The sequence below is a fragment of the Maribacter sp. UBA3344 genome, assembly GCF_002362375.1.
In the GTDB taxonomy this organism is placed as follows: domain Bacteria; phylum Bacteroidota; class Bacteroidia; order Flavobacteriales; family Flavobacteriaceae; genus Maribacter; species Maribacter dokdonensis.
The window spans coordinates 25,585-51,326 of record NZ_DERI01000012.1; the positions used below are offsets into that span (position 1 = coordinate 25,585).

Genomic DNA, 25,742 nt, shown 5'->3' on the forward strand with positions numbered 1-25,742 from the left:
TACTATGTATAATTCTAAAATAATTGGCTTAGGTCATTATGTACCTGAAAATGTAGTGACAAATGACGATTTGTCTAAGGTGATGGATACAAATGATGCTTGGATCCAAGAAAGAACCGGTATAAAGGAAAGAAGACATGTAGTTAAGGGTGATGGCGATACTACAACTACAATGGGTGTTAAGGCGGCCAAAATAGCTATTGAAAGAGCTGGTATTGATAAGGATGATATAGATTTTATAGTGTTTGCCACTTTAAGTCCTGATTATTATTTTCCTGGACCGGGAGTTATGGTACAAAGAGATTTAGGGATCAAGACCGTTGGGGCATTAGATGTTCGTAACCAATGCTCTGGGTTCGTATATGCGGTTTCCATAGCAGACCAGTATATAAAAACGGGCATGTACAAAAACGTACTTGTTATAGGTTCAGAGCTGCACTCCCATGGTTTAGATATGACAACGCGGGGTAGAAGTGTTTCCGTAATTTTTGGAGATGGAGCAGGAGCGGCTGTACTTACAAGAGAAGAAGATACTACAAAAGGTATATTATCTACACATTTGCATTCAGAAGGTCAACATGCGGAAGAACTTTCATTGATCGCTCCGGGTATGGGTAATAGATGGGTAACCGATATTATGGAAGATAGCGATCCTAATGATGAATCTTACTTTCCCTACATGAACGGGCAGTTTGTATTTAAAAACGCAGTGGTTCGTTTCAGTGAGGTTATAGTGGAAGGTTTAGAGAAGAATAAATTAAATGCTACCGATATTGATTTGTTGGTACCGCACCAGGCAAATTTGAGAATATCTCAGTTTATTCAAAAGAAATTTCAGTTAACAGATGATCAAGTGTTCAATAACATCATGAAATACGGTAACACCACAGCGGCATCAATTCCAATTGCCCTTACAGAGGCATGGGAAGCTGGTAAGATAAAAAGTGGTGATCTTGTTGTCTTGGCTGCATTCGGCAGTGGATTTACCTGGGGTAGTGTAATCATAAGATGGTAAAAAATAAAGCACCCATGGTTTTGCCATGGGTGCTATATAGTTTTACTCAATAAGAAAAAACCAACCAATCTTCTATATTAAATATCACTATACATAATAATAGACGTATATAATGTCTAATTGTTACGAACGGTCATGTACTATATTATCCCGGTGCGATAAAAATAAATTCTTTTGAGATAAGGTATAAAAGAAGAAACCCGGACATTCCAAAATGAATTGGAAGCCGGGCTTCAAATGCTGATAGGCTATACTAAACACTAACCATTAACTATAAACATATAGCGTTACCAACAAAATCTTTGTACTCGTAAGAGTATCTAACTCTACTAATAGACGAAATATTGCCTAATTAGTTACTTATTAAGTGCATTTTTAACATTTTTTTATTATGAAAAAGACCCTAGTTTTCGGAGCCTCCTTAAAACCAAATCGATATAGCAATTTAGCAATACATAGACTGGTAGATTCGGGGGTGGAAACCTTTGCCTTTGGTTTAAGGGAAGGTAAGGTTTCAGGAGTCAATATCAGTAATAAGTTAGACAAAATTAATGATATTCATACAATAACCCTATATATAAACCCAAAAAGACAAGAAGAATATTATAATAGCATTGTATCGTTAGCGCCTAAACGGGTTATTTTTAATCCTGGTACAGAAAACCCAGAGTTTTATAACATATTGATAAATAATAATATAGAACCTGAAGTTGCCTGTACTTTAGTACTGTTAAGTACCGGGCAATATTAGGCAATGTCACCTATATCCGGAGATGTATTTTTCTTACGAATAAACCATAATCCTACAAAGGTAAGTAGTCCATTTAATGGCAAAAGTTCGTAGCCAAATACGTATCCGCTTAAATATGATGCCGGTAACTTAGCCAAAAGTAAAATAATAGAGACGCAAACAAGTGCAACGATCCATACATATTTGTCTTTCACTTGGTGCTTTGTGAAAATTCCAAAAGAAAACAAGCCTAGCAGAGGTCCATAGGTATATGATGCTACAGTTAGTAAGCCATCAATAACATTTCTATCTAAAATATATTTAAAGGAAATTACCACGATGATTAGAAGTATGCTCATGCCAATATGGGTAATTCTACGTGTTTTTTTAGCTACTGATTCCGGTTTTTTTTCGGTATTAAGAAAATCTACACAAAAAGAAGTGGTCAAAGAGGTAAGTGCGCTATCTGCACTACTATATGCTGCTGCAATTAAACCGAGCATAAAGGTTACGGCTACTGTTATGCCAAGACCACTGTTTAGTGCAATCTCGGGGAACAATAGGTCGGACTTTGGTGCGCCATCCATAAGTGGTAAGGCTATATTATGAGCATCGGCATAGATGAATAATAAAGCACCCAAAAGCATAAATACAAAAGTGACGACTACAAGCACAACACTGAAACTTACCATGTTTTTTTGTGCTTCCCCCAAATTTCTACAAGTAAGGTTCTTTTGCATCATATCTTGATCAAGTCCTGTCATACATATCGTAATGAACATACCACCAAGAAAAGATTTAACTAAATGATTTTTAGATGAAAGGTCATCGGTAAAGAAAGTTTTGCTGTATTGCCCTAATTCTTGAGAATTTAAAAATTCAATAAAGGTCCAGTCCATTTTATCAAGAATAAAATATATGGAGAGTCCCACAGAAATCAACATGAATAGGGTTTGTAAGGTATCTGTCCAGACAATTGTTTTAATTCCCCCTTTAAAAGTATATATCCAGATGAGTAGAATAGATAAAATTACAGTAATCTCAAAAGGAACGTTCCATGCATCAAAAACAAATTGTTGTAAAACTATTGCAACCAAAAATAGACGGAAAGCCGCACCAAGTACTCTAGAAATAAAGAAAGAAATGGCGCCAACCTTATAGCTCACAAAACCAAATCTATTATCTAGATATTCGTAAATAGAAGTTACATTCTGTTTATAATAAATTGGTAGTAATACAAATGCGGTAACCAGATAGCCTAAAAAGTACCCGAGTACAACCTGCATATAACTAAATTGAGAAGCATCTACCCAACCTGGAACAGAAATAAAGGTAACCCCGGATAATGACGCTCCTACCATACCAAAAGCAACCAAGTACCATGGAGATTGTTTACCGGCTTTAAAAAAATCTTCGTTAGAATCGTTTTTGCCGGTAAAATAAGATATGACCAGCAGTAAAACGAAATAACCGGAAATGAGCAATAGAATATGAGAGGCATTCATAAATTGAAATTTGCCGGCAAATTACAAAAAGTTAAATGACCATTTATAAGTTGTTATAAACTGTAAAAGAAGTATGTCTTTGGAGACTTGAAATGGTGCCCATAGGTAGCAATGATACGGTTTAATGTTAAATTTTAAGAAAACTATACGATACCCTTAATAAGTTTAATCGTAAATTTATACCCATATTTAACTATGGAATTTTCTTCTAAATTATTGGAAAATGCGGTTTATGAAGTCTCGCAGTTGCCAGGTATAGGTAAGCGTACAGCTTTACGGCTGGTGCTTCATCTTTTAAAGCAACCAGAACAGCGTACAAGCAATTTGGCTACCTCATTATTGGATTTAAGAAGTAAAATTCAATTTTGTGAAAATTGCCATAATATTTCTGATACGGTGTTGTGTGAAATTTGTGCCAACCCAAAAAGAGATGACGCATTGGTGTGTGTGGTAGAGGATATTAGGGATGTAATGGCTATAGAAAATACCGGTCAATTTAGAGGCAAGTACCATGTTCTAGGAGGTAAGATTTCGCCAATGGAAGGTATTGGGCCACAAAATTTGAAAATAGGGACCCTGGTAGACAAAGTGAAGAATGGCGTAATAAAGGAGTTGATTTTTGCGTTGAGTTCTACAATGGAGGGCGATACCACCAATTTTTATATTTTTAGACAAATTGAGGGTTTTGAAATTAAAACCTCTACAATAGCAAGAGGTATAGCCGTTGGTGATGAGTTGGAATATGCAGATGAGGTTACCTTAGGGAGAAGTATTTTGAACAGAGTGCCCTTTGAAGGGTCGCTTCGGCAAGATTAACTCTTGATTTTTAGTTAAGTATCAATAAAAAGGTATTTATTTTATTATTTTTGTAAAAATTACAAACAAAACAAGCTTTAAATTATCGATATGTCAAAATTTGAATTGAAACTACCACGAATGGGAGAGAGTGTTGCAGAAGCAACATTGACATCATGGTTGAAGGAGGTAGGTGATACGATTGAAATGGACGAGCCCATTTTCGAAATTGCTACGGATAAAGTGGATAGTGAAGTGCCTAGTGAGGTAGATGGTGTTTTAATTGAAAAATGTTTCAATGTTGATGATGTTGTTGAAGTTGGGCAAACGGTAGCAATAATACAGGTAGGTGGCGATGTTGAAATAGCAGAACCTGAGCAAAAGGATAAAGAAGTTGAAACGGAAGAGCCTGTGTTACAAGAAATGGTATCTGCAGCAGAATCTGCCGTTATGCATGCTAGGGCCCAAACATCTGTAGCGCAATTGAACGGAACTTCAGATCGCTTTTATTCTCCATTGGTAAAGAATATAGCAAGACAAGAAGGTATTTCTTTTGATGAATTGGAGACTATTACAGGAACCGGAAAAGACGGCAGGGTAACCAAAGACGATATTCTAAACTACGTTAAAAAGGGAGAAAGTAAGCCTGTAGAAAGAATTTCTACACCAGAAAGAGCAGCTGTTCAAGAAAGGGTAGCGGTATCACAAAAAGTGGCAGCACCAGAAAAGGTATCTACACCGGTAGAAGAAAAAGTAACGGCACCACCAGCTCCGGAAAAGGTAGCCCCCGCTACAGCATCTACGCAAGCCCCAACTTCTGAAAAACCTAAAACACAGGTTTCTCGAGGAGATGAGGTTATACCAATGTCAAGAATGGGGAAATTGATTGCCAAACATATGACTGACAGTGTTTCCACATCTGCACATGTTCAAAGTTTTATAGAGGTAGATGTAACTAATATTGTTACTTGGAGAAATAAAATAAAGGACGCGTTCTTTAAAAGGGAAGGAGAGAAATTTACCTACACACCTATTTTTATGGAAGCTGTGGCCAAGGCTTTGAAGAAATATCCTATGATGAATATTTCTGTTGATGGCGATAGCGTAATAAAAAAGAAAAATATTAATATAGGTATGGCCGCTGCTTTACCGGATGGCAATTTGATCGTACCTGTAATTAAAAATGCAGATCAATTAAATTTATTAGGTATAGCTAAAGTTGTAAATGATTTGGCAGACCGATCTAGAAACAATGCCTTAAAACCAGACGAGGTGCAAGGTGGTACCTATACGGTTACCAATGTTGGTACGTTTGGTAGTGTTTTTGGAACTCCCATTATTAATCAGCCACAAGTAGGTATATTGGCATTGGGTGCTATAAGAAAAATTCCTTCGGTAATAGAAACTGCGGAAGGAGATGTAATTGCGGTGCGTAGTAAAATGTACTTATCCCATAGTTATGACCATAGAGTGGTCAATGGGGCTTTAGGTAGTATGTTTGCCAAGGCGGTAGCAGATTATCTTGAAAATTGGGATTTGAATAGAGAAGTATAGAAATAATTAATTACTAGTTGATAACACCTTGCTATATGTTATAGCAAGGTGTTTTTTTGTTATAATGCTGATTGTTTAGGTGTTATGTCTATAAATAAAATTAATCAATACTAAATTTATGTGCCTAAAAAACGAAAAGGTATCTTTGTTAAAAGTAGAACTTGTATGGAATTAAAGCTTACCAGACCAATTTGTTTCTTTGATTTGGAAACAACAGGGGTAAATGTAGCAAAAGATCGTATTGTTGAAATTGCAATATTAAAAGTATACCCTAACGGAAATAAGGAGAGTAAAACTTGGCTTGTAAATCCTGAGATGACAATACCTGAAGAGGTAGTTGCCGTTCATGGAATAACAAATGAGAAGGTTGCCAATGAGCCAACCTTTAAAGAACTATCTAAGGAAATTTATAAAATGATCAAGGATAGTGATTTGGGAGGTTTTAATTCAGATAGGTTTGATATTCCATTGTTAGCGGAAGAATTGTTGCGGGCAGATATTGATTTTGATATGAAAAACACGGTATCTGTAGATGTGCAGACCATTTTTCATAAAATGGAAAAGCGTACTTTGGAAGCTGCATATAAATTCTATTGTGACAAAGAACTTACCGATGCGCATAGTGCGGCAGCCGATACCAATGCCACTTACGAAGTTTTGCTTTCCCAATTGGACAGGTATCCGGATTTGGAAAATAACGTTAAAAAACTATCGGAATTTTCTAGAAGAAAACAATCGGTTGATTTCGCAGGTTTTATTGCATTGGATGAAGATGGCGAAGAGGTATTTGCTTTTGGTAAACACAAAGGCAAAAAAGTACATGCGGTATTGGAAAATGAACCTGGTTATTTTGGATGGATGTTAAATGCCGATTTTCCATTGTACACCAAAAAAATACTTACTCAGATTAAATTGAGCAAATTAAACAACAAGTTGAGTTGATCATGCGTACTCTATTAATAATTTTTTTATTGATTTTTGGTACTGTTCATGCTCAAGAGGTTTTGGTTGAAGGGCATGTTTTAGATGAGAAGACAAAAACACCCGTACCTTATGCCAATGTTAGTTTTTTAAAAACACTTAAAGGAACTTCAAGTGATGAAGACGGCTACTTTTATATAGACGTACCGGAATCTTACTTGGAGCGTGAGGTGCATATTTCGGCACTTGGTTTTAAGGACACCATAATACCGGCTAAAATTATTTCTCAAAAAAAGAAGATTCATCTTAAAGAAGAAACTTTTGAGCTTGAGGAAGTGGTGGTGTCGCAAAGCTTGGGAGATTCTCAGGTATTGAACCCGGTGAGCTCATATAGTATAAAAAGTGGATTTTCATCGGCAGAGACTCCTTGGGTATTGGCATTGTATTTTCCAAATATAGGAGCTTCTAAAAAATTTATTGAGAAAATAACCATTCACGTACAGCAGAATAGTAAATTTAAAAGAGCATCATCTAAATTTAGGCTTAGGGTGTATGATGTAGATAAGAAAACGCAGAAACCAAACCATGATTTAATACGTAAAAGTATAATTCTGGAGAGTTCTAAAACTGAGGATTTTGTATCTATAGATTTATCTAGTATGAACATCAAAATGCCCGATGAGGGTATTTATATTGGGTTAGAATGGTTGTTCTTGCCTTATAATTGGTATACAAATACCTATAAACATGCTATCACCAACAAAAAAGTTGTTGAAGATAGATTTGCACCTACCTTTGCTGCAGTATATCAGAAAAACCAAAATTTTAAGACCATGGTTTATGGTATGGGAGAGTGGAGTGATTTTGCAATTAAGGCGCCAGGTAATAATGAGAATTTAATACCTGCGGTAAGTTTAAAGTTGTCGAAGAAAAGATAGATTGAAATGAAGATTATTTGTATAGGTAGAAATTATACGGCCCATATCAATGAGTTGGAAAATGAAAGACCAGAAGAGCCTGTTGTTTTCATAAAGCCAGATTCATCGGTGTTGCCAAAACAACAAGATTTTTATATTCCGGAATTCTCAAATGATGTACATTATGAAGTTGAGGTTTTGGTGAAGATCAAGAAAGTAGGAAAACATATTAGCAAAGAATTTGCACCCACCTATTACGATGAAATTGGTTTAGGTATAGATTTTACGGCAAGAGATTTACAATCTAAACTAAAGGAAAAAGGCTTGCCATGGGAGAAAGCCAAAGGTTTTGATGGTGCAGCTGTAATAGGGGAGTGGTTACCAAAAACCGATTTTGAAAATATCAACGACTTAAATTTTACGTTGGTAAAGAACAATGAGGTGGTGCAAAAAGGCAATACAAGTTTAATGCTTTGGAAGGTCGATGAGATTATAGCTTACGTGTCAACATTCTTTATGTTGAAAAAAGGAGATATTATTTTTACAGGAACTCCGGCCGGTGTTGGCAAAATAAGTCCAAATGACTATCTTTCGGGGAGTTTGGAAGATAAAGAACTTTTTACCTTAAAAATTAAATAATGATTTATAACCTTGATAAGATTAATGAGATGGCAGAAGGAGATCAGGATTTTATAAATTCTGTTATTTCTGTTTTTTTGGAAGAAGTGCCCGAAGATTTAGAAGCTTTAGAGAATGCCTTGCAAGCTAAAGACCATGATCAAGTGTATAAATTGGCCCATAAAATTAAACCTAACGTAGATTTGTTGGGTATGGAGCAAACACGTGCCATAGCCTTGGAGATTGAGACCCTTGGTAAACAAGAGGCGAATATGGCTGAGATCGAGACAAAATTTCCATTACTTAAGACAGATATTAATCAAGTAGTGGCAGAACTAAAAAATGACTTTCAGTTATAATGCTCGCTGAAATTATTACCATTGGCGATGAGATTCTCATTGGCCAAGTTGTAGATACCAATTCCGCTTTCATAGGAAAAGAACTCAATAAAATTGGTATTTCGGTTTATCAGATAACATCTATACAAGATGAACGGGTTCATATGTTGAATGCTTTTAAAGAAGCATCTGAGCGCGTTGATGTTGTGATAATTACCGGCGGTCTGGGACCCACCAAAGATGACATTACTAAACACACTTTGTGTGAGTTTTTTAATGATGAACTTGTAGAGAATGCGCAGGTTCTAGCTCATGTAGAAGAGCTTTTTGCAAAATACATCAGCAATACCCCCATTTCCGATATTAATAGAATGCAAGCTTTAGTGCCTAGTAAGGCAGAGGTATTGCATAATGCAAATGGCACAGCTCCAGGAATGTTGATCAGACAGGGCAATGTTACATTTATATCTATGCCAGGTGTACCGTTTGAGATGAAGCATTTGATGACCAAGTCGGTAATTCCTAAATTGACAGCATATTATAAAAGACCACATATTATTCATAGAACAGTGGTTACCTATGGTATGGGAGAAAGTGCTATTGCTAAAAAAATAGAAGCTTGGGAAGATGCATTGCCCAAGAATATAAAATTGGCATATCTTCCAAATTTGGGCAAGGTTAGGTTAAGGCTATCCGGTAAAGGTGTAAATTATAGTGAACTGGCAACTGCTATGGATGCAGAGATAGGCAAACTTTATCCTTTAATAAAAGATATTGTCTTTGGTTTGGAAGATGATCAAAGTATAGAAGAGTTGGTAGCTAAAATGTTGACTGATAAAAGTTTGAGCTTATCTACTGCCGAAAGTTTTACAGGAGGAAAAATCGCAGAGAAAATAACTTCAATACCTGGGGCGTCCAAGTATTTTAAGGGGAGCGTGGTCAGTTATGCTACCGAGACTAAAATTAATGTGCTAAAAGTACCGGTCAAATTAGTAGAAGACTATTCTGTGGTAAGTGCAGAGGTTGCCGTTGCCATGGCAAAAGGTGCCAAAAAATTGATGAAAACTGATTTTGCAATTGCAACAACAGGCAATGCAGGACCTACAAAAGGAGACTCAAAAGCAGATGTTGGAACAGTATTTATTGCAATTGATGGTCCTAAGTCACAAATTGTGCAAAAATTTCAAATGGGAAGTACAAGAGAACGCGTTGTGGAAAAGTCTGTAAATAAGGCATTTGAGCTGCTTCAAAAAGAAATTTTAAAAATGTGAACTTTATTGTTGTTGGAACGATAAAAAAGATATAAATTTGCACCCTGTTTAAAAGAAAAAGTCAGCACGATGTCAAAAGTTTGTGAAATTACGGGAAAGAAGGCGATGTTTGGAAACAATGTTTCGTTTTCAATTAATAAAACGAGAAGAAGATTTGATGTAAATCTATCTAAGAAGCGTTTTTACATTCCAGAAGAAGACCGTTGGATTACACTTAAAGTTTCTACAAGAGCTTTAAAGAGTATCAATAAGAAAGGAATATCTGCTGTTTTAAAAGAAGCAAAAGCAAAAGGATTCGTAATTAAGTAATCTGGAAAATAGAGCGTTAAGATGGCAAAGAAAGGCAATAGAATACAAGTTATATTAGAGTGCACTGAGCACAAAGAATCTGGTCAACCAGGTACTTCAAGATATATTACTACAAAGAACAAGAAAAATACTCCTGAGAGATTGGAAATTAAAAAATTCAATCCTATTCTTAAGAGAATGACCGTTCATAAAGAAATTAAATAGATTTTCATTTTAGGAAATCACAAAAAATTATAAGTCATGGCTAAGAAGACCGTAGCAAGTTTACAGACAAGTTCTAAAAGATTGACAAAGGCTATAAAAATGGTTAAGTCACCAAAATCAGGTGCTTACGTTTTTGTTGAGCAAGTAATGCCACCAGAATTGGTAGATGCTTGGATCGCCAAGAAATAAGAATTATAACTTTTAGTAGTTATTGAGCCCCTTTCCTACGAAAGGGGCTTTTTAATTTTTATATTTGAATAACCATATGATGAACAATGAGCTTATTTAAAAAAATATTTTCTTCCCAGAAAAAAGAAACCTTGGATAAAGGTTTGGAAAAAACGAAAACCAGCTTTTTTTCTAAATTAGGTAAAGCGGTTGCCGGTAAGTCAAAAGTAGATGATGATGTATTGGATAATCTTGAAGAAGTATTAGTGTCTTCAGATGTAGGGGTAGACACAACTTTAAAGATTATTGAAAGAATTGAAGCTAGGGTAGCACGTGATAAATATGTGGGTACAGACGAGCTGAATTCAATTTTAAGAAGTGAGATTGCAGCACTTTTGTCCGAAACCAATGACGGTGACATTTCTGATATACAAATTCCCAAAGATAAAAAGCCATATGTAATTATGGTAGTAGGTGTCAACGGGGTTGGTAAAACAACCACCATTGGTAAATTAGCACATAGATTTAAAAACCAAGGATTAAAAGTTGTATTAGGTGCGGCAGATACGTTTAGGGCAGCAGCTATTGATCAATTGCAAGTTTGGGCAGATCGTGTAGATGTTCCTATAGTAAAACAACAAATGGGCAGTGACCCTGCATCCGTAGCTTTTGATACACTTAGTTCTGCAGTTACTCAAGATGCAGATGTAGTAATTATCGATACCGCTGGGCGTTTACATAACAAGGTAAATTTAATGAACGAGTTGACCAAGGTAAAACGCGTTATGCAAAAAGTTGTAGAAGATACACCGCATGAAGTCTTGTTGGTCCTTGATGGTTCTACAGGTCAAAATGCGTTTGAACAGGCTAAGCAGTTTACGAAGGCCACAGAAGTAACGGCATTGGCCATTACCAAATTAGATGGCACTGCAAAAGGTGGTGTGGTCATCGGAATTTCTGATCAATTTAAGATTCCTGTAAAATATATTGGAGTGGGTGAAGGTATTGAGGATTTACAGGCATTTAATAAGTACGAATTTGTAGATTCATTCTTTAAGATTTAAAATTGAGATACGGCTGGTTCATTTTTCCTCTTTTATTATGTAATCTGAGCTGGGGGCAAATGAAACACCCAAAAGCTAGTCCCTTCGCCAGGATTGAGCAAGAAGTAGGGCTCTCAAAAATTACTGTAGAGTATTCGCGGCCATCTGCCAAGGGTCGTACATTATTTGGTAATCAACCTAATGGAGCGCCAGGCTTAGTGCCTTATGGACGTATTTGGCGGGTAGGGGCAAATGAGTCAACTAAAATTACGTTTAGTACCAACGTAATAATCGGTGATAATTCTTTGGAAAAGGGTACTTATGCCCTTTATGCATTTCCAAATGAAAACAAATGGGAAATCGTATTCCATAAAAATCTAACGCATTGGGGAGATGGTAGAAAGAATTACGACCCCAATGAAGATGTACTACGTATTGCATTATTGCCAACCGAAGTGAAGGATTTTCAAGAAAGTTTTCTGATTTCATTCGATGATATCAATCACAACGGAACATTGATGAATTGGAATTGGGGAACAACACAAATATCTATACCCATTCATTTTGATACCAAGGCTATCATGAAAGTGCAAATAGCGGATAAACTTTCAAATGCTCCTAGTGCCCAAACGTATTATGAAATTGCTAGATATTATCAGGAGCAAAATATATATACAAATGAGGCAAAAGAGTATGTTGAAAGGGCTATTGAATTAGGTGGCGATACTTATTATTTTCATAGAGTACGCTCATTAATATTGGCTGATCTAAAAATGTTTGATGAAGCAATCACAGCAGCAAAAATTTCTATGAAATTGGCGGAGAAGGAGGGGAAAGATGAATTTGTTCGCCTCAATCAAGATAATATTGCACATTGGAAAGCGCTTAGCATAATTAAAAAATAAGAATATGAAAAAACTTCTTTTGTTAATGGTCATCATTTTTTTGGGTGCCTGTAAAACTGAACAGGATACAAAAGAAAGGCATGAAATTGTTCTTTGGACTCCCTATGACGATTCATTAGAAGTAGCTGGTAATGCCGATCATGATAATACTCGTATGCGGTACAAATTGATTCAATCTAAAGTGCTTGATAAAAATGCAGTGTTCAGGCCGCTATATAAAGAGGTTTCTAACCTGACGGAAGAAGAATACAAACTACTGCTACCTATGATTTTGGAGCAAGATATTTTTGTAATTCGAAATCATATCAAAGAAGGGAGATTAACTTATGAGAACTTGGTCCTGTTTTATTTATACCGTATTTATAAATATGAATTGGATAATACCACAACGTTAAATACCGTAATTGCTCTTAATGAAGATGTGGTTCAGCAGGCTCGCGAGTTGGACGAGCAAAATGAAAAGGGAGTAGCCACCCAAATACAACATCCAATCTATGGCATGCCCATATTGTTAAAGGATAATATTAATACCGTAGGAATGAAAACAACGGCCGGTTCAATTGCTCTTATGGACAATAAAACGGAAGATTCATTTATAGTACGGCAACTTAAAAAGAATGGTGCTTTAATTTTGGGTAAGGTAAATTTAAGCGAATGGGCTTATTTTTTATGTTCAGGTTGCCCGGTAGGGTATAGCGCATATGGTGGTCAAACTTTGAACCCCTATGGTCGTAGAATATTTGAAACAGGCGGTTCCAGTTCTGGTAGTGGAACTGCAGTTGCGGCAAACTATGCAGTAGCGGCCGTTGGTACAGAGACATCAGGGTCTATATTGTCACCTAGTAGTCAAAATTCGGTTGTGGGCTTAAAACCAACCATAGGTTTATTAGGTAGATCAGGAATAGTTCCTATATCCAGTACTTTGGACACTCCCGGTCCTATGACCAAAAATGTAAAGGACAATGCTATTTTATTATCGGCTATGTTGGGTTTTGATGAGGTGGATAGCGCATCTGTGGAAGATAACTATCCGGGCATTTTATCCGCAGGTCTCAATCCTGAACCTCTAAATGAAATTAGGTTAGGAGCCATTAAAGAGCTAATGGAATCTGATAGTATCTATAGAAAAACTATAGATAAATTAAAAAATGAAGGTGCTACAATTATAGAAATAGTACCTCCGGAAGTAAGTTTGGACGGATTCTTAAGTATACTAAATATTGACATGCGAAATGATTTACCCTCTTATTTAATAAATTATACGGATCCTAACTTAGTGAAGATAAAATCTATTGAAGATGCAGTAGCATTCAATAATAATGATTCTTTAGTAAGAATCCCTTATGGTCAAGCACTATTTAATGGCATAGTTTCAGATACCACAACTAGCTCAGAATTAGAGGAAATAAAACTGAATTTAGAAAAAAATGGACGAACGTTTTTTAATTCAGCTATGGATAAGAATAGGTTAGATGCAATACTTTCTATTAATAATTATCATGCAGGTTATGCCGCTGTTGCAAAATATCCGGCGCTTACAGTGCCTATGGGTTATAAACCATCTGGAGAACCAATTAGTCTAACTTTTATAGGCAAACAATTCACTGAAGCCAAATTGCTTAGAATTGGTAAAGCATATGAAGAAAAATTTCCTATCAGGATGATGCCTAAAGACTACAGAAATTAATATTGTTTTAGGTGTCATGAAAAGAAGGGGATTTATAAAGAACACTTTTCGATGGGGAGCGGGATTAGGGTTGTTGGTCGGTTTATATAGTTGGCAAATAGAGCCTTTTTGGCTGAAATATGTTCATTTAAAAATGCCATTAAAAAACTTACCTGATGCCCTTGTAGGTAAAACACTGATGCAGATTAGTGATATACATATCGGTAATTCGTTCGACTATCAATATATCATAGATTCGTTTCGGGAAGCACAAAAATTGAATCCTGATTTTGTAGTCTATACTGGAGATTATGTAACCTATGAAAATAATGAACAGATCGATCAGTTGAATGAGGTGCTACAATATGTGGTAAAGGGTACTTTAGGTACTATAGGTATTCTAGGTAATCATGATTATGGTATCGACTTTGTCGAAGAACCTGTGGCAAAGACCATCACTGAAAGTTTAAGGGCAGTAGGCGTCACCATGTTGAGAAATGATGCTATTGAAATAGACGGACTCAATTTTTTGGGAATGGATGATTTTTGGGGAAGTAATTTCTATCCTTTAAAAGCTACCGCTAAATATAGACCTGATATGGCGAATATCACTTTATGTCACAATCCTGATGTATGCGATTTACCTGTTTGGAACAATTTTAAGGGGTGGATATTATCTGGTCATACCCACGGTGGGCAAGTAAAACCACCATTTTTACCCGCTCCATTACTTCCTGTAAAAAATAAAAATTACGATGCAGGTATTAAAAAATTGGGAGAAGGAAAAACGCTTTATATAAACAGTGCCATAGGATGTCTTCGCCAAGTACGCTTAAATGTAAGACCGGAGATTACGGTTTTTGAGCTTACAAAAGAAGTTTAGGGTATCCTGTAGCTAATCAATAGTTTGTATTACGGTTTCAACTGGTAGTCTTGACTTTCCTACTATATTAGGTTGATTGCCATCTAAGGTGTCTCGATAACCTATTGCAACCGAAAATAAAACTTTATGATCTTTGAGTTTTAGAATATCCTTGTATTTTTCTGATTCAATACCTTCCATGGGTGTAGAGTCTATTTCCATAGCTGCACAGGCTGCCAAAAAGAAACCTAATGTTATATATACTTGATGGGTAAGCCAATTAACTGTCTTTTCCTTTGGTTGCTCTTTTACAAATTGTTTGTAGAAATTAACAGCTCCTTCCGGTAAATTTTCTTCAACGTGTCGTTCAAATTCCTCTAGATTTTCTTGAACACTAAAAATAACAAGGTGACTCGCATTTTTTATTTTAGGAGCATTAAAGAAAGATGCATCTGCCAGAGCATTTTTTGTCTCTTTATGAGATACAAAAGAAAATAACCATGGTTGACTATTGATAGAGGAAGGACTCAACTTTAGGATATGTTTTAAATCCTCAATTTTTTCTTTGGGAATAGTTTTGGTCGCATCAAACTTTTTAGTCGTATATCTTTGCTCCGCTATGCTTCTAAAATCCATCTTGTAATTTTATACAAAAATAAGCATACTTATCTGCTATGTCTAAATTAGATGACAAGTTGTGGCTAAAAGAGTAAAAATTATAGTATTACTCAATTACTGCATTTATCAATTCCCATAATTCGTTGTCAAAACTAGAAGGTCCTAAAAGTTCTTCATTGCTAGCTCCGCCCATACGTACTATAACCATATCTAAGCTTGGTACCATATATAACTTTTGATCGTTTAAGCCAAGTCCTGCGATAAGGTCGTCTGGAGCATTAGGTATTAAGCTACCTGTAAATTCATCTTCTGAACTTGGTAGTCTAAAGCTGCTTTTACCGTTTAACCAATAGAGGTAGCCGTAAGCAAGGTTGTGGTTTTGTGACGAATTAGTCATGGCATTAAAATATTCTTGATCGGAAAGAATAGAGGTGCCATCCCAATTACCTTGGTTAAGGTTTAAAATTCCGAAGCGGGCCATACTTCTTGCAGTACTGAAAAATACGTTGTTATATCCTATTTTAAGGAACAAACCTTGCATGCCAATAGGTTCTTTGATTTTTTCGGAGAAATAGGCATTCAAATCTCTTTCTGTAGCGTTAGCAATTACATCATCTAACAAAGTATACGGTCCGTTATGGTAGTACCAAAATGTATTTGGGTCATTTAAAAAGTTTAAGCATTCTGGGTCAGTACAGAAAATATCTTCAACCGTATAATCTAGACCGGTTGTCATTGTCAATTGGTTCTTAATAGTAATATTCTGTTCTTGATTTAAGGGCATATTTGTCCATCCCTCACCTAAATAGGTAGATGTGGGTTCCAGTATATTTAAGAAACCTTCTTCTTGGGCAATACCTGTTAACATTGCGGTTAAATTTTTTCCAGCGGAATTCCATGCATGATTGTCGTCAGATTTAAAATCACCAAAATATTTTTCTATGACAATTCTTCCGTCCTTTATTATAATGAAAGCATCTGTATTGTTATTTTCTAAAAAGAAGTATAAGTTACTGACTTCATTTTCATTCCATCCTAATGTTTCCATAGAAAGGGTTTCCCATTCGTTTGTTCTGGAAATAGGTGGAAAATATGTTTCGGTAGGTACTGGTGTTACAGCAGGTGGCGTTCCACTTTTTTCTGTTTCAGTTGATGGTTCAGAATCACTTGAACATGAAACAAAAACAGATAGTAGGGCAATTAGGCTGAAATATTGGGAGAATTTCATTTTAAATTTAAGTTTTGGGTGTTAATAAACCGTAATCAACTAAAGATTACAAGTAAATTTGTCCATATCTAACGTTTTTAAATACCCAAATCGTATTTTTGCACCCCAATTAAAATTATGAGGACAAAATCTCTTAAGAAGAACAAAATCAACGTAGTAACGCTAGGTTGTTCAAAAAATGTTTATGATTCTGAAGTACTCATGGGCCAATTAAAGGCTAACGACAAAGAAGTTGTGCATGAAGAAGAAGGGAACATCGTAGTAATTAACACATGCGGCTTTATTGCTAATGCCAAAGAAGAGAGTGTTAATACCATTTTGGAATATGTTCAAAAGAAAGAAGAAGGTGCGGTTGATAAAGTTTTTGTAACCGGTTGCTTAAGTGAACGCTATAAGCCAGATTTGCAAAAAGAGATACCAAATGTAGATGAGTATTTTGGCACTAGTGAATTGCCAGGGTTATTAAAAGCGCTAGGAGCAGATTATAAGCATGAGTTAATAGGTGAGCGTCTGACCACTACACCAAAAAACTATGCTTATTTGAAAATAGCCGAAGGTTGTGATAGACCTTGTTCATTTTGCGCTATTCCATTAATGCGTGGTAAACATAAAAGTACACCAATTGAAGAATTGGTGACAGAAGCTGAAAAACTTGCCGGCAAAGGGGTAAAAGAACTTATTTTGATAGCTCAAGATTTAACTTACTACGGTCTTGACCTTTATAAGAAAAGAAATCTTGCCGAATTATTAGAGGCATTAGTGAAAGTTGAAGGTATTGAATGGATACGTTTGCATTATGCATTTCCGGCAGGTTTTCCAATGGATGTACTTGATGTAATGAATAGGGAACCAAAAGTATGTAACTATTTAGATATCCCATTACAACATATATCGGATAGTATTTTAAAAAGTATGCGTCGTGGTACTACTGAGGCTAAAACGACCAAGTTGTTAAAAGAATTTAGGGCGGCGGTACCTGAAATGACCATTAGGACCACCTTAATTGTAGGGTATCCAGGGGAAACCGAAGAAGATTTTGAAATTCTTAAAAACTGGGTAATTGCCATGCGTTTTGAGCGTTTGGGGTGTTTTACATATAGCCATGAAGAAAATACACATGCCTATAGTTTGGTTGATGATGTGCCTGATGAAGTAAAGCAAGAACGTGCAAATATCATCATGGAAATACAATCTCAAATTTCTTGGGAATTGAATCAACATAAAGTAGGTGAAACATTTAGATGCATAATTGATCGTAAAGAAGGAAATTACTTTATCGGAAGAACTGAGTTTGATTCACCGGATGTGGATAATGAAGTGTTGATTGATGCTACTAAACATTATGTGAAACAGGGAGAATTTGTAAATGTGAAAATTACAGAGGCCGCAGATTTTGATTTATACGGAGAGCCTGTTTAAAAAAAAATCCCAACTAGAATTGGGATTTTTTTTACCTAAAAAGTGATGTTTACAAATGGGATTATTGGGCTAGAATAAACACTTTCGTCATCATCATATAGCACATTAAATTTGGCACCAATAGAGATTTTATTATTAATGTTGTAGCCTGCGCCAACAAATAATGCGGATTCCCAAAAATCATCTTTGATTTCACCAGTAGGTGTTTCTTGTTTTGTATTCACTTTTAATTGGGCAAACTCTAACAAGCTCATTAACTTTTTAGATAGATTGTATTGTCCAATAACGTTAGCACCAAAGGTTGTAGTTTTTTGAACATTTTTAATGGAATTATAACTTCCTTGAACTCCCGCGCCTAAACTAAAATTATCGCTTACATTATATATTAAGTTAGGTGACAAGCTAATATTGGTGCCTCCTAAAAAATTGAGTCCAAAGCCACATCCAAATTTTAGGCGTGGATCAACAGTGACCAAACTATCAACTGTTTGTAGTTGCTCTGTTGTTGTGCTATCTAAGGAAACAGGAGTGTTCATTGTAGCTGAACTATCTATTACCGAGATATTGGTTACTTGTGAAGATACTTGTGCGTAAATAGCAAAAAAGACCAATGACAAGGCATTGGTTATGACAGATTTTTTCATTTTTAAATTTTGGTTATGTGTTATATAGAGTTTAAATATAGATCATTTTACATGAAACTCATTTAGCCAAAATCAGCTTAAAAATAAATACCATGTTCGTAACTATAATTTCGATATTTGCTGTTTAATCATCTGATTATGAGATGCAGATTTGTTGGAAGATTTGCCAAATTCCTTTACCAAATAAAATATCCCTTAAACGAGATAAACTGTTTAAGGGATATTGGTAATTACCAATTGATCAAGAATATTGGTTAATCAAAATTATTTTTCAAAATACAGGTAGATATACATAGCTGCACCAAAATTAGATGCATCTGTAGAAACCAAACGCCAACCATCTTTTGCGTAGCTATCTAATTTTTCTTGAATTTCTTTGTTGGAATTATCTACAATATGGTATTTGTCAAACGTAAGTTTCGAATAATAAATAAGTGTTTCAACTTTGTATTGTTTCATAATATTTTATTTAACCATGAATAGGGCGTTTGCAAAAAACAGCTTACCATTTTCCCAGAAGCCTCTAAAAAGGGGATTGTCTACCATATAAATAACTTGACCACGCCCCATTTCTTCTGTACCGAAGATTAAAGTTTCCGCAATTTTTTTCTTTGCTTCGCTACCGGCAAAACCGGACACAGGTTCGTTGTTACCTTCGCTCAAATACACTGCGCTGCCATTTTCTAGGTAATTGTAAGAACGGGCACCTAATTTAAGGGTAAAATAAGTGTCATCGTAACCATAAGCTAACGGATTTGTGTTATCTACCGTGGCCTTGAAAATTGCTCCGGTAATAGCAGATTTTATTTGTTCTCTTTCAGAAATTTCAAATGATCCTATTGTAGTGGATGAGTCTTTTTCAATCTCTTTTACAGATAATTTAAAATCTTTGTCAGATGAGGTAATTCCATCAATTGCACCGCCCATGGCAATTAATTTTCCACCACGTTTTACCCAGTCCTTTATTTTTTCCTTGTTATATGAGTTTAGAAAACTATTATACCCACGTCCGTCAGGTAAAATTAAAATATCATAATTGCTTAGGTCAATACGGTCAAAATAATCATGTCCCAATACAGAAATTGGGTAATTGAGTTGTTGTTCAAAAAAGTTCCAAATTTCACCAAAACGCAAAGTTGACGTTGGCTCACCAGAAAGAACGGCGATATTTAATTTCTGAATTACATCTACATAACCAGAGCCGAAATCTTTTCCGCTTTCAACAAAACCTGTATTTGTAGAAATGACATTCTTTGCATTGTTTTTTGAAGCTGAAATAAGGATATCATTGAAATTCTTAAGGTGCTTATTGTCACTTTTAGTAATAATCAATGTGCCTCTTTCATGCGAAATACCATCTAATGTAAATGGCTTATGGGCAAAACGTACTCGAACTTTGTTACGCAATAATTCTGCTAGAAACTGAGCATCTTTCATACTGTTCCAATCAGCTAAGTAAGCATAACTGTCCGGTTTTAAAACACCGTATTCAGTACCACTATGAAGAGGTGCGGATTTAGCTACACTGGTTTCTGAAGCTATCGCGTCTAAACCATAGGCATAGGGTAAAGACCATGCGGTGATATCATAGGTAACCGAGTCGCTTAACTTTGCGGTGGGCTCGAACAGTACTTTTACCAAGGTGCTTTTTGGTTGGTTTGTAGAAATGACCAAACTTTTATTAGTACTTTTAATTGAGCCAGATTTACCGGTGGCATAGCTGTAACCTTTAAAGGTACTATTGGTACCTGCTTGAAATTCAATTTCATGTTTACTCAATAAATCTGCTAAAGCCTCTATCTTATCGGGGTTACCGTTCATCACATAAGTGTTGTATTTAAAATTTTTGTCACGGTAAAATTTCTTGAACTCATCATTCAGTTTAGTAATATTTTTTGAGGCCACTTCAACGGTAGATAAGCCGGTGGTATGATGATGTGCAATTCTATCTTTTAAGGTAAGCGTATCTCCAATACCCGTGATAATGCCAAGTCCGGCACGTCCACTACCACCTTGTTCGTAAGTCATACCAATTCCGCCATTATATGTCGGGTAAGTATCGCCATAGCTTGGGTATAAAAGATCAAAGACTTCTTTAGTAAAATAGAACCATCCATTAGCATCAAAATATTTTGCATGATTCTTTCCAATGGTTTCTTGAAATTCTCTTTGAAAATCTGTAATAACTTCATGAAAAGGTTCAGCTGCAGGAGCAAAGTAATAGGGGTTGTCAACACCTTGCTCATGAAAATCAACATGAACATGGGGTAGCCATTGGTTAAATTGTTTTAGGCGCTGCTGACTCTCAACTTGTGTCAACCATGCCCAGTCTCTATTAAGGTCAAACATATAATGGTTGCTTCTACCGCTCCACCAATTTTCATGATGCTCCTTGCTTTGAGGGTCAACTTGATTTGGCGAGTTTTTAAATTGATTGTACCAGTTTACGTAACGATCTCGTCCATCTGGATTAATACATGGATCAATTAATACAACTATATTTTCCAAATATCCTTTCTTACTTGTGAAAAGGTCGTAAATGGTTTGCATAGATGCTTCTGTACTAACACTTTCATTGCCATGTACATTGTAGCTCAACCAAACAATAGCTTTGTCCGGAGAACCTTCTCCATGTATACCTTTCATATGCTCTTCCCTAATTTGATCTAGGTTTTGCATATTTTCTTCAGTAGAAATGGTTGCCAATATCAAAGGTCTTCGTTCATTGGTTTTGCCATATTCAATAAGTTTCATGCGTTTAGGTTCAGCCTTTGCCAAATATTGATAGTAATCTACTACCTCATGGTGTCTTGTAAATTGAGTGCCAAGTTCGTAGCCTAAAAACTCTGAGGGCGATTTTAATTGAGTTAGCCCTAAAAACGGAATAAATAGTAATGCAATGCGTAAAGTTAGTTTCATATAGGTTTGTTTGTGTTCTGAGTCAGCCAAATCTATTAAAATAAATGCAAATTGTACCTTATCTAATCTGTAATTCACCGAGTAAACAGGTATTTAACAGTACCGGTAATTAACTTATATTTAGGAAATGTAAAACGAAAGGGTTTTATATTTACCAAGATTTTAATTTTTATATGGATATTGACTGTTTGCCCTTAGTAAAAACGGGCTATTTTTCGAAATTAATTTGCGATTATGTTACCGCAGATACTAAGCTTAAACCATTGTATAATCGTTTTCCGAATTTAGATGGGTTCAAAGGGCAAATAGAAGAAAAGGGTAAACATTTTACCCAATCGCAAAGAAGTGTATTGTTTAGCTCGTTGATAGAACAGTATAAAGGAATCAACGTTTCTAAGCAAACCAATGCTAATATTGAGCTTTTAAAGGAGAAAAATACATTTACGGTAGTTACGGGCCACCAGTTGAATTTATTTACAGGTCCGCTTTACTTTCTTTATAAGATTATTTCTACCATAAACCTTACCAAAGAATTAAAAAAAGAATTTCCGGATCAAAACTTTGTACCGATCTATTGGATGGCCACTGAGGATCATGATTTCGATGAAATCAATTATTTTAATTTCAAAGGACTAAAATTTCAGTGGAACAAAGAGGCTTCTGGAGCTGTAGGTCATTTGCCTACGGAAGGATTGGAAGAGGTTTTTGCCCTTTATTCTAAAACTATTGGTGATAGTAAAAATGCCCAAGTATTAAAAGAATTATTTGAAAGTGCCTATTTAAAGCATGATACCCTGACCGATGCAACTCGCTTTTTAGCGAACAAAATTTTTAAAGACTACGGTTTGGTAATTGTTGATGGTGATGATGTTGAGTTAAAGAAATTGCTTGTGCCATACATGAAAAAAGATATTTTTGAGCAAACAGCTTTTAAGAAAGTATCTGAAACTATAGAGGAAATTACCCAAATATCTTCTGATTACCCTGTACAAGTAAACCCACGTGAAATCAATTATTTCTATTTAAAAGATGGTATTAGGGAAAGGCTAGTGGAAAGTAAGGGAAAATATGCAGTTAATGATACTGCCATAACTTTCACGAAAGAGGAATTGGTGAGTGAAATGGAAAATTTTCCAGAAAGATTTTCTCCCAATGTTATTGCCAGGCCTTTATACCAAGAGGTGATTTTGCCCAACCTTTGTTATATAGGCGGCGGCGGAGAAATTGCATATTGGTTAGAATTGAAGGCTTCATTTGACGCCATGCAAGTAACGTTTCCTATTTTATTGGTCAGAAATTCAGCTTTGATCATTACCGAGAAACAAGCCGATAAATTAGAGCGAATGAATATTTCCAAGTCAGATGTATTCTTGAGCCAGAATAGCTTGATCAATAAAAAGATTCGTGAAATTTCTAATATTGATATTGATTTTGCTCCACAGAAAAAATTGTTGGAAGAGCAATTTAAAGAAATGTATGCGCTTGCAGAAAAAACAGATAAGTCGTTTTTAGGCGCGGTAAAGGCTCAAGAGGTAAAACAGAAAAAAGGCTTGGATGCCTTGGAAAAAAGGTTGCTCCAAGCGCAAAAAAGAAAATTGAAAGACCATGTAGTTCGTATGACCGAACTGCAGAATGAAATTTTTCCGAATCAATCTTTACAAGAAAGGCAATTAAATTTTTCGGAGTTTTATTTAGCATATGGTGAAGCATTGTTACCAATGCTATTTAAGGCGTTAGAACCTTTAAATTTAAATTTTACGGTCATCACCCAAAAGTAAATAATGGGTAAAGGCAAAACGCTACATAAGATATACGTACTTGCTATTTTTTTATTCATATCTATTACAACAATTATAATTGTATTAGAATTTAACTTTTAAGTATCTAGTGATTGTTGAATTAATATTTTTCTATTTTTTGGAAGTAGGAATTAATTTTTTGTAAACATTATAGTTTAAACTTTTGGTAAAAATTTTTTTATAATTACTGTTGTTTATGGTGTCGATATTTTTTTCAATTACTAGAAAATTTCTTTGAGATATATTTAAAGTATCTAAACTGATAAATTTGTATCGTTGGTAAAAACCAATTACTGAATTATCTATTTTGACTGCTTTAAAATTAATGGTAGAGTAATTTGGTATAACTTTTACAATAGCTTTTATGTTAGCTAATTGTTCCTTGTTTCGTTTATCAATAGTTCCAATATTGGTTATCGCGAGTATAAATGAGATAATAAGTATGCCCGATATTAAAACAGATAAGGAGTTTGTCATTTTTTTATTTTTATTAAATAATGTTTTTAAAAAGTAAAATGAAGGGGCAACGAAAATAGATAAGGACAGCATATAATAAGGAGTTGATGGTACTAGGTAATACCCAGCTTGTTTTAAGCTGATCATTAAGGGTATCGAAGATGAAATACCGATTAATAAGAATACAAATGAAGTTTTAATTTTGTCATTTTTAGGAATTATCCTTTTATTAAAATGATACGTTAAAATTAAGATACATAAACTAAGTCCTAAGGAAATTGGTAATGCTTTGAAGATTCCATTGAATATATAAAATCTATTTTCCCTCATATTTTCTACTCTATTTCCTGATAAAGAATCAATAACTTGATTGTTAAGGTAATTGTTCATAAAATTACGAGGTGATTCAAAACACATTAGAATAATAAAAAATAAAGTAAAACTTAAGCAAAGAAATATTGATTTTTGCAATTGAATTTTCAGATTTTTTCTATAAACAATATACAATATTGCAAAAAATACGATAGGGAATAATGCCACGAACCCTTTGGATAAAAAGCCAAAAAATATTAATAGTCCTGAGATTAACATTAAAATGTAGGCTTTCAAACCTTTATATTCTAAACTTTTATTGAGGAAATAAATAGATGCTAATGTAAACAAGGTTAATGTACATTCTAAAACATTATTAGGATAGGCAAAAAAAGTATGAAAATTTAAAATCCATAATATTAAAGGTAGATAATGGAGTTTTGCAATGTTTTTATTATTTAGATAGATTTGTTTCCAAATCTTTGAAATAATGTAAGCTGTTAAAATGAAAATAACCAAACAATATATTCTTTCAACCCAGAAAGATTGACCAAAAATCTTAAAAAATAATGATTGTAACCAAAAAACAAGTGGTGGGTGCTCATAAAAGCTATTATAAATAGTTGTTGTGAAAGACGGTAGCCAAAATTCACCTATATCATTTTCTAAGTTATTTGAAATTGCTGCATACCAGATACCATCGACAAACATTCCTTCACGTAGAAGATTTGGAGCTATTAGAAAAAAGAATAGTGAAGTAAAGAAAATCCAATGGATATTCTTGTTTATAAAATTTAGTTTTTGAGAAATAAAAGTCATTTAGATATTCAGATGTTTTTAAAGAATTAATAACGATTAAGGAACTAGGAATTCTCCGTTCCACATGTCATCGGTCTTTGAGAAAAGAGCCCTAATATGGTTAGGTCTTTTAAGTTTTAGATATTCAATTTTCGTGGGAAAAATATCGATTATGGTGAAATGGTTTTTGTGTTCTACATATTCCACATGATCAGGATTCTTAATTGCTGTACCTGGGCTAGTTTCTGTGATGTAATCTTTTCTGCTATTGGGCTGAATATTTTGCCAAGTTGATTTTAATCTCTCGGTATTTGTTACTATTTCAGCAATACCTTCTACTTTTAACTGCATCATTTTATCAGGATGGTATAAAAGCAAGCTAACTTGGTTATTTACATGAATATGATTTATTTTTTGAGTTCGGCTATCGGTATAAATAGTTAAACGTAAATTTTCGGTCACCTCACGAAGTACTACGGTACGCAGTCTTGCAACAGATTCATTGCCGGTAGTTGCCATTGTAATGAACCTAAATGGGTGCCCTCTTTCAATTACACTCTTTTTGATCTCAATACTTAACTCTTCAAAAAATGAACCTGTCATTGTGGTAATTTATTTAATAGTAAAAATAAATGAAAAATAGGGTAGGGTAATTGTTTAGTTAGTTGTTATAAAGATAATAGCTATGAAAAAGAAATTGAAAAGGTTCAATTTTTAGCTTTTGGTTT

At 34.8% G+C, this 25,742-nt stretch carries 26 protein-coding genes; 18 read left to right on the plus strand and 8 right to left on the minus strand.

All coding sequences use genetic code 11. The features are described 5' to 3' along the window. Window positions 1-4: 4 nt before the first annotated feature. Together B2Z27_RS09380 and B2Z27_RS09385 are read left to right on the plus strand one after the other, a co-directional pair. Entirely contained in the window at window positions 5-1,015 is a 1,011-nt protein-coding gene (locus tag B2Z27_RS09380; protein ID WP_286813459.1) for a 3-oxoacyl-ACP synthase III family protein, read from the plus strand. 391 nt (window positions 1,016-1,406) lie between these two features. After that, complete coding sequence (locus tag B2Z27_RS09385; RefSeq protein WP_286813461.1) at window positions 1,407-1,766, plus strand: CoA-binding protein; 360 nt, start codon at window positions 1,407-1,409, stop codon at window positions 1,764-1,766. Here the strand turns inward: B2Z27_RS09385 and B2Z27_RS09390 are convergent. Then, entirely contained in the window at window positions 1,763-3,250 is a 1,488-nt protein-coding gene (locus tag B2Z27_RS09390; RefSeq protein WP_286813462.1) for a sodium:solute symporter, read from the minus strand. The two genes, B2Z27_RS09385 and B2Z27_RS09390, sit on opposite strands and share 4 nt — an antisense overlap. 195 nt (window positions 3,251-3,445) lie before the next feature. Here B2Z27_RS09390 and recR point away from each other — a divergent pair, with 195 nt between their 5' ends. From recR to B2Z27_RS09460, 14 genes are all read left to right on the plus strand, one after another. Further along, window positions 3,446-4,066 carry a recombination mediator RecR gene (recR, locus tag B2Z27_RS09395; protein WP_058105688.1) on the plus strand — a complete coding sequence of 207 codons (621 nt, stop codon included), beginning with the start codon at window positions 3,446-3,448 and terminating at the stop codon, window positions 4,064-4,066. 90 nt (window positions 4,067-4,156) lie between these two features. Then, on the plus strand, window positions 4,157-5,599 hold the full coding sequence (locus tag B2Z27_RS09400) for a 2-oxo acid dehydrogenase subunit E2 (RefSeq protein WP_286813463.1): 1,443 nt from the start codon (window positions 4,157-4,159) through the stop codon (window positions 5,597-5,599). A 165-nt stretch (window positions 5,600-5,764) separates the two neighbouring features. Beyond that, window positions 5,765-6,541 (plus strand): 3'-5' exonuclease, encoded by a 777-nt coding sequence (locus B2Z27_RS09405; protein ID WP_058105690.1) that lies wholly within the window; start codon window positions 5,765-5,767, stop codon window positions 6,539-6,541. A 2-nt stretch (window positions 6,542-6,543) separates the two neighbouring features. After that, window positions 6,544-7,458, plus strand: a complete 915-nt coding sequence (locus B2Z27_RS09410) for a carboxypeptidase-like regulatory domain-containing protein (protein ID WP_058105691.1) — start codon at window positions 6,544-6,546, stop codon at window positions 7,456-7,458. Window positions 7,459-7,464: 6 nt separating this feature from the next. Further along, entirely contained in the window at window positions 7,465-8,076 is a 612-nt protein-coding gene (locus tag B2Z27_RS09415) for a fumarylacetoacetate hydrolase family protein (protein ID WP_286813464.1), read from the plus strand. Beyond that, entirely contained in the window at window positions 8,076-8,414 is a 339-nt protein-coding gene (locus tag B2Z27_RS09420) for an Hpt domain-containing protein (RefSeq protein WP_058105693.1), read from the plus strand. Before B2Z27_RS09415 ends, B2Z27_RS09420 begins: the two co-directional genes overlap by 1 nt. Then, window positions 8,414-9,664, plus strand: a complete 1,251-nt coding sequence (locus B2Z27_RS09425) for a competence/damage-inducible protein A (RefSeq protein ID WP_286813465.1) — start codon at window positions 8,414-8,416, stop codon at window positions 9,662-9,664. The genes B2Z27_RS09420 and B2Z27_RS09425 overlap by 1 nt, the downstream gene beginning before the upstream one ends. Window positions 9,665-9,733: 69 nt before the next feature. Then, complete coding sequence (rpmB, locus tag B2Z27_RS09430) at window positions 9,734-9,973, plus strand: 50S ribosomal protein L28 (RefSeq protein ID WP_036155860.1); 240 nt, start codon at window positions 9,734-9,736, stop codon at window positions 9,971-9,973. 21 nt (window positions 9,974-9,994) lie between these two features. Further along, a complete protein-coding gene (rpmG, locus tag B2Z27_RS09435) occupies window positions 9,995-10,177 on the plus strand; it encodes a 50S ribosomal protein L33 (RefSeq protein ID WP_058105695.1) in 183 nt (60 codons plus the stop codon). A gap of 36 nt (window positions 10,178-10,213) precedes the next feature. Further along, complete coding sequence (locus B2Z27_RS09440; protein WP_071340023.1) at window positions 10,214-10,366, plus strand: DUF4295 domain-containing protein; 153 nt, start codon at window positions 10,214-10,216, stop codon at window positions 10,364-10,366. A gap of 86 nt (window positions 10,367-10,452) precedes the next feature. After that, window positions 10,453-11,409 carry a signal recognition particle-docking protein FtsY gene (ftsY, locus tag B2Z27_RS09445; RefSeq protein WP_071340022.1) on the plus strand — a complete coding sequence of 319 codons (957 nt, stop codon included), beginning with the start codon at window positions 10,453-10,455 and terminating at the stop codon, window positions 11,407-11,409. A gap of 59 nt (window positions 11,410-11,468) precedes the next feature. Then, window positions 11,469-12,293, plus strand: a complete 825-nt coding sequence (locus tag B2Z27_RS09450; RefSeq protein ID WP_286813466.1) for a DUF2911 domain-containing protein — start codon at window positions 11,469-11,471, stop codon at window positions 12,291-12,293. A 4-nt stretch (window positions 12,294-12,297) separates the two neighbouring features. Continuing rightward, window positions 12,298-13,980, plus strand: a complete 1,683-nt coding sequence (locus tag B2Z27_RS09455; protein ID WP_286813467.1) for an amidase family protein — start codon at window positions 12,298-12,300, stop codon at window positions 13,978-13,980. Window positions 13,981-13,996: 16 nt separating this feature from the next. Next, window positions 13,997-14,842 (plus strand): metallophosphoesterase, encoded by an 846-nt coding sequence (locus B2Z27_RS09460; RefSeq protein ID WP_286813468.1) that lies wholly within the window; start codon window positions 13,997-13,999, stop codon window positions 14,840-14,842. A gap of 12 nt (window positions 14,843-14,854) precedes the next feature. Here the strand turns inward: B2Z27_RS09460 and B2Z27_RS09465 are convergent, their stop codons facing one another. Both B2Z27_RS09465 and B2Z27_RS09470 read right to left on the minus strand, forming a co-directional pair. Beyond that, entirely contained in the window at window positions 14,855-15,457 is a 603-nt protein-coding gene (locus tag B2Z27_RS09465; protein WP_286813469.1) for a nitroreductase family protein, read from the minus strand. A gap of 88 nt (window positions 15,458-15,545) precedes the next feature. Then, window positions 15,546-16,667, minus strand: a complete 1,122-nt coding sequence (locus B2Z27_RS09470) for a serine hydrolase domain-containing protein (protein WP_286813470.1) — start codon at window positions 16,665-16,667, stop codon at window positions 15,546-15,548. Window positions 16,668-16,784: 117 nt separating this feature from the next. On the opposite strand from B2Z27_RS09470, the gene rimO reads away from it, so the two are divergent. Next, a complete protein-coding gene (gene rimO, locus B2Z27_RS09475) occupies window positions 16,785-18,086 on the plus strand; it encodes a 30S ribosomal protein S12 methylthiotransferase RimO (RefSeq protein WP_286813472.1) in 1,302 nt (433 codons plus the stop codon). 35 nt (window positions 18,087-18,121) lie between these two features. Here rimO and B2Z27_RS09480 read toward each other — a convergent pair whose 3' ends face one another. From B2Z27_RS09480 to B2Z27_RS09490, 3 genes are all read right to left on the minus strand, one after another. Beyond that, window positions 18,122-18,730 carry a hypothetical protein gene (locus tag B2Z27_RS09480; protein ID WP_286813473.1) on the minus strand — a complete coding sequence of 203 codons (609 nt, stop codon included), beginning with the start codon at window positions 18,728-18,730 and terminating at the stop codon, window positions 18,122-18,124. Between the two features lie 264 nt (window positions 18,731-18,994). Then, window positions 18,995-19,189 carry a DUF4177 domain-containing protein gene (locus tag B2Z27_RS09485; RefSeq protein WP_058105705.1) on the minus strand — a complete coding sequence of 65 codons (195 nt, stop codon included), beginning with the start codon at window positions 19,187-19,189 and terminating at the stop codon, window positions 18,995-18,997. Between the two features lie 6 nt (window positions 19,190-19,195). Further along, window positions 19,196-21,649: a M14 family metallopeptidase gene (locus tag B2Z27_RS09490; protein ID WP_286813474.1), complete on the minus strand. Its 2,454-nt coding sequence runs from the start codon at window positions 21,647-21,649 to the stop codon at window positions 19,196-19,198. Between the two features lie 173 nt (window positions 21,650-21,822). Between B2Z27_RS09490 and bshC the strand changes: the two genes are divergently transcribed. Continuing rightward, window positions 21,823-23,427 (plus strand): bacillithiol biosynthesis cysteine-adding enzyme BshC, encoded by a 1,605-nt coding sequence (gene bshC, locus B2Z27_RS09495; RefSeq protein WP_286813475.1) that lies wholly within the window; start codon window positions 21,823-21,825, stop codon window positions 23,425-23,427. A 132-nt stretch (window positions 23,428-23,559) separates the two neighbouring features. On the opposite strand, the gene B2Z27_RS09500 is transcribed toward bshC, so the two are convergent. Then, entirely contained in the window at window positions 23,560-25,035 is a 1,476-nt protein-coding gene (locus tag B2Z27_RS09500; RefSeq protein WP_286813476.1) for an ArnT family glycosyltransferase, read from the minus strand. Between the two features lie 36 nt (window positions 25,036-25,071). Next, window positions 25,072-25,617, minus strand: a complete 546-nt coding sequence (locus B2Z27_RS09505; protein ID WP_286813477.1) for a pyridoxamine 5'-phosphate oxidase family protein — start codon at window positions 25,615-25,617, stop codon at window positions 25,072-25,074. Window positions 25,618-25,742 lie beyond the last annotated feature (125 nt).

Coding starts and splice junctions, on each gene's coding strand:
- B2Z27_RS09380 (WP_286813459.1), top strand. CDS start 5: ATGTATAATTCTAAAATAATTGGCTTAGGTCATTATGTACCTGAAAAT.
- B2Z27_RS09385 (WP_286813461.1), top strand. CDS start 1,407: ATGAAAAAGACCCTAGTTTTCGGAGCCTCCTTAAAACCAAATCGATAT.
- B2Z27_RS09390 (WP_286813462.1), bottom strand. CDS start 3,250: ATGAATGCCTCTCATATTCTATTGCTCATTTCCGGTTATTTCGTTTTA.
- recR (WP_058105688.1), top strand. CDS start 3,446: ATGGAATTTTCTTCTAAATTATTGGAAAATGCGGTTTATGAAGTCTCG.
- B2Z27_RS09400 (WP_286813463.1), top strand. CDS start 4,157: ATGTCAAAATTTGAATTGAAACTACCACGAATGGGAGAGAGTGTTGCA.
- B2Z27_RS09405 (WP_058105690.1), top strand. CDS start 5,765: ATGGAATTAAAGCTTACCAGACCAATTTGTTTCTTTGATTTGGAAACA.
- B2Z27_RS09410 (WP_058105691.1), top strand. CDS start 6,544: ATGCGTACTCTATTAATAATTTTTTTATTGATTTTTGGTACTGTTCAT.
- B2Z27_RS09415 (WP_286813464.1), top strand. CDS start 7,465: ATGAAGATTATTTGTATAGGTAGAAATTATACGGCCCATATCAATGAG.
- B2Z27_RS09420 (WP_058105693.1), top strand. CDS start 8,076: ATGATTTATAACCTTGATAAGATTAATGAGATGGCAGAAGGAGATCAG.
- B2Z27_RS09425 (WP_286813465.1), top strand. CDS start 8,414: ATGCTCGCTGAAATTATTACCATTGGCGATGAGATTCTCATTGGCCAA.
- rpmB (WP_036155860.1), top strand. CDS start 9,734: ATGTCAAAAGTTTGTGAAATTACGGGAAAGAAGGCGATGTTTGGAAAC.
- rpmG (WP_058105695.1), top strand. CDS start 9,995: ATGGCAAAGAAAGGCAATAGAATACAAGTTATATTAGAGTGCACTGAG.
- B2Z27_RS09440 (WP_071340023.1), top strand. CDS start 10,214: ATGGCTAAGAAGACCGTAGCAAGTTTACAGACAAGTTCTAAAAGATTG.
- ftsY (WP_071340022.1), top strand. CDS start 10,453: ATGAGCTTATTTAAAAAAATATTTTCTTCCCAGAAAAAAGAAACCTTG.
- B2Z27_RS09450 (WP_286813466.1), top strand. CDS start 11,469: ATGAAACACCCAAAAGCTAGTCCCTTCGCCAGGATTGAGCAAGAAGTA.
- B2Z27_RS09455 (WP_286813467.1), top strand. CDS start 12,298: ATGAAAAAACTTCTTTTGTTAATGGTCATCATTTTTTTGGGTGCCTGT.
- B2Z27_RS09460 (WP_286813468.1), top strand. CDS start 13,997: ATGAAAAGAAGGGGATTTATAAAGAACACTTTTCGATGGGGAGCGGGA.
- B2Z27_RS09465 (WP_286813469.1), bottom strand. CDS start 15,457: ATGGATTTTAGAAGCATAGCGGAGCAAAGATATACGACTAAAAAGTTT.
- B2Z27_RS09470 (WP_286813470.1), bottom strand. CDS start 16,667: ATGAAATTCTCCCAATATTTCAGCCTAATTGCCCTACTATCTGTTTTT.
- rimO (WP_286813472.1), top strand. CDS start 16,785: ATGAGGACAAAATCTCTTAAGAAGAACAAAATCAACGTAGTAACGCTA.
- B2Z27_RS09480 (WP_286813473.1), bottom strand. CDS start 18,730: ATGAAAAAATCTGTCATAACCAATGCCTTGTCATTGGTCTTTTTTGCT.
- B2Z27_RS09485 (WP_058105705.1), bottom strand. CDS start 19,189: ATGAAACAATACAAAGTTGAAACACTTATTTATTATTCGAAACTTACG.
- B2Z27_RS09490 (WP_286813474.1), bottom strand. CDS start 21,649: ATGAAACTAACTTTACGCATTGCATTACTATTTATTCCGTTTTTAGGG.
- bshC (WP_286813475.1), top strand. CDS start 21,823: ATGGATATTGACTGTTTGCCCTTAGTAAAAACGGGCTATTTTTCGAAA.
- B2Z27_RS09500 (WP_286813476.1), bottom strand. CDS start 25,035: ATGACTTTTATTTCTCAAAAACTAAATTTTATAAACAAGAATATCCAT.
- B2Z27_RS09505 (WP_286813477.1), bottom strand. CDS start 25,617: ATGACAGGTTCATTTTTTGAAGAGTTAAGTATTGAGATCAAAAAGAGT.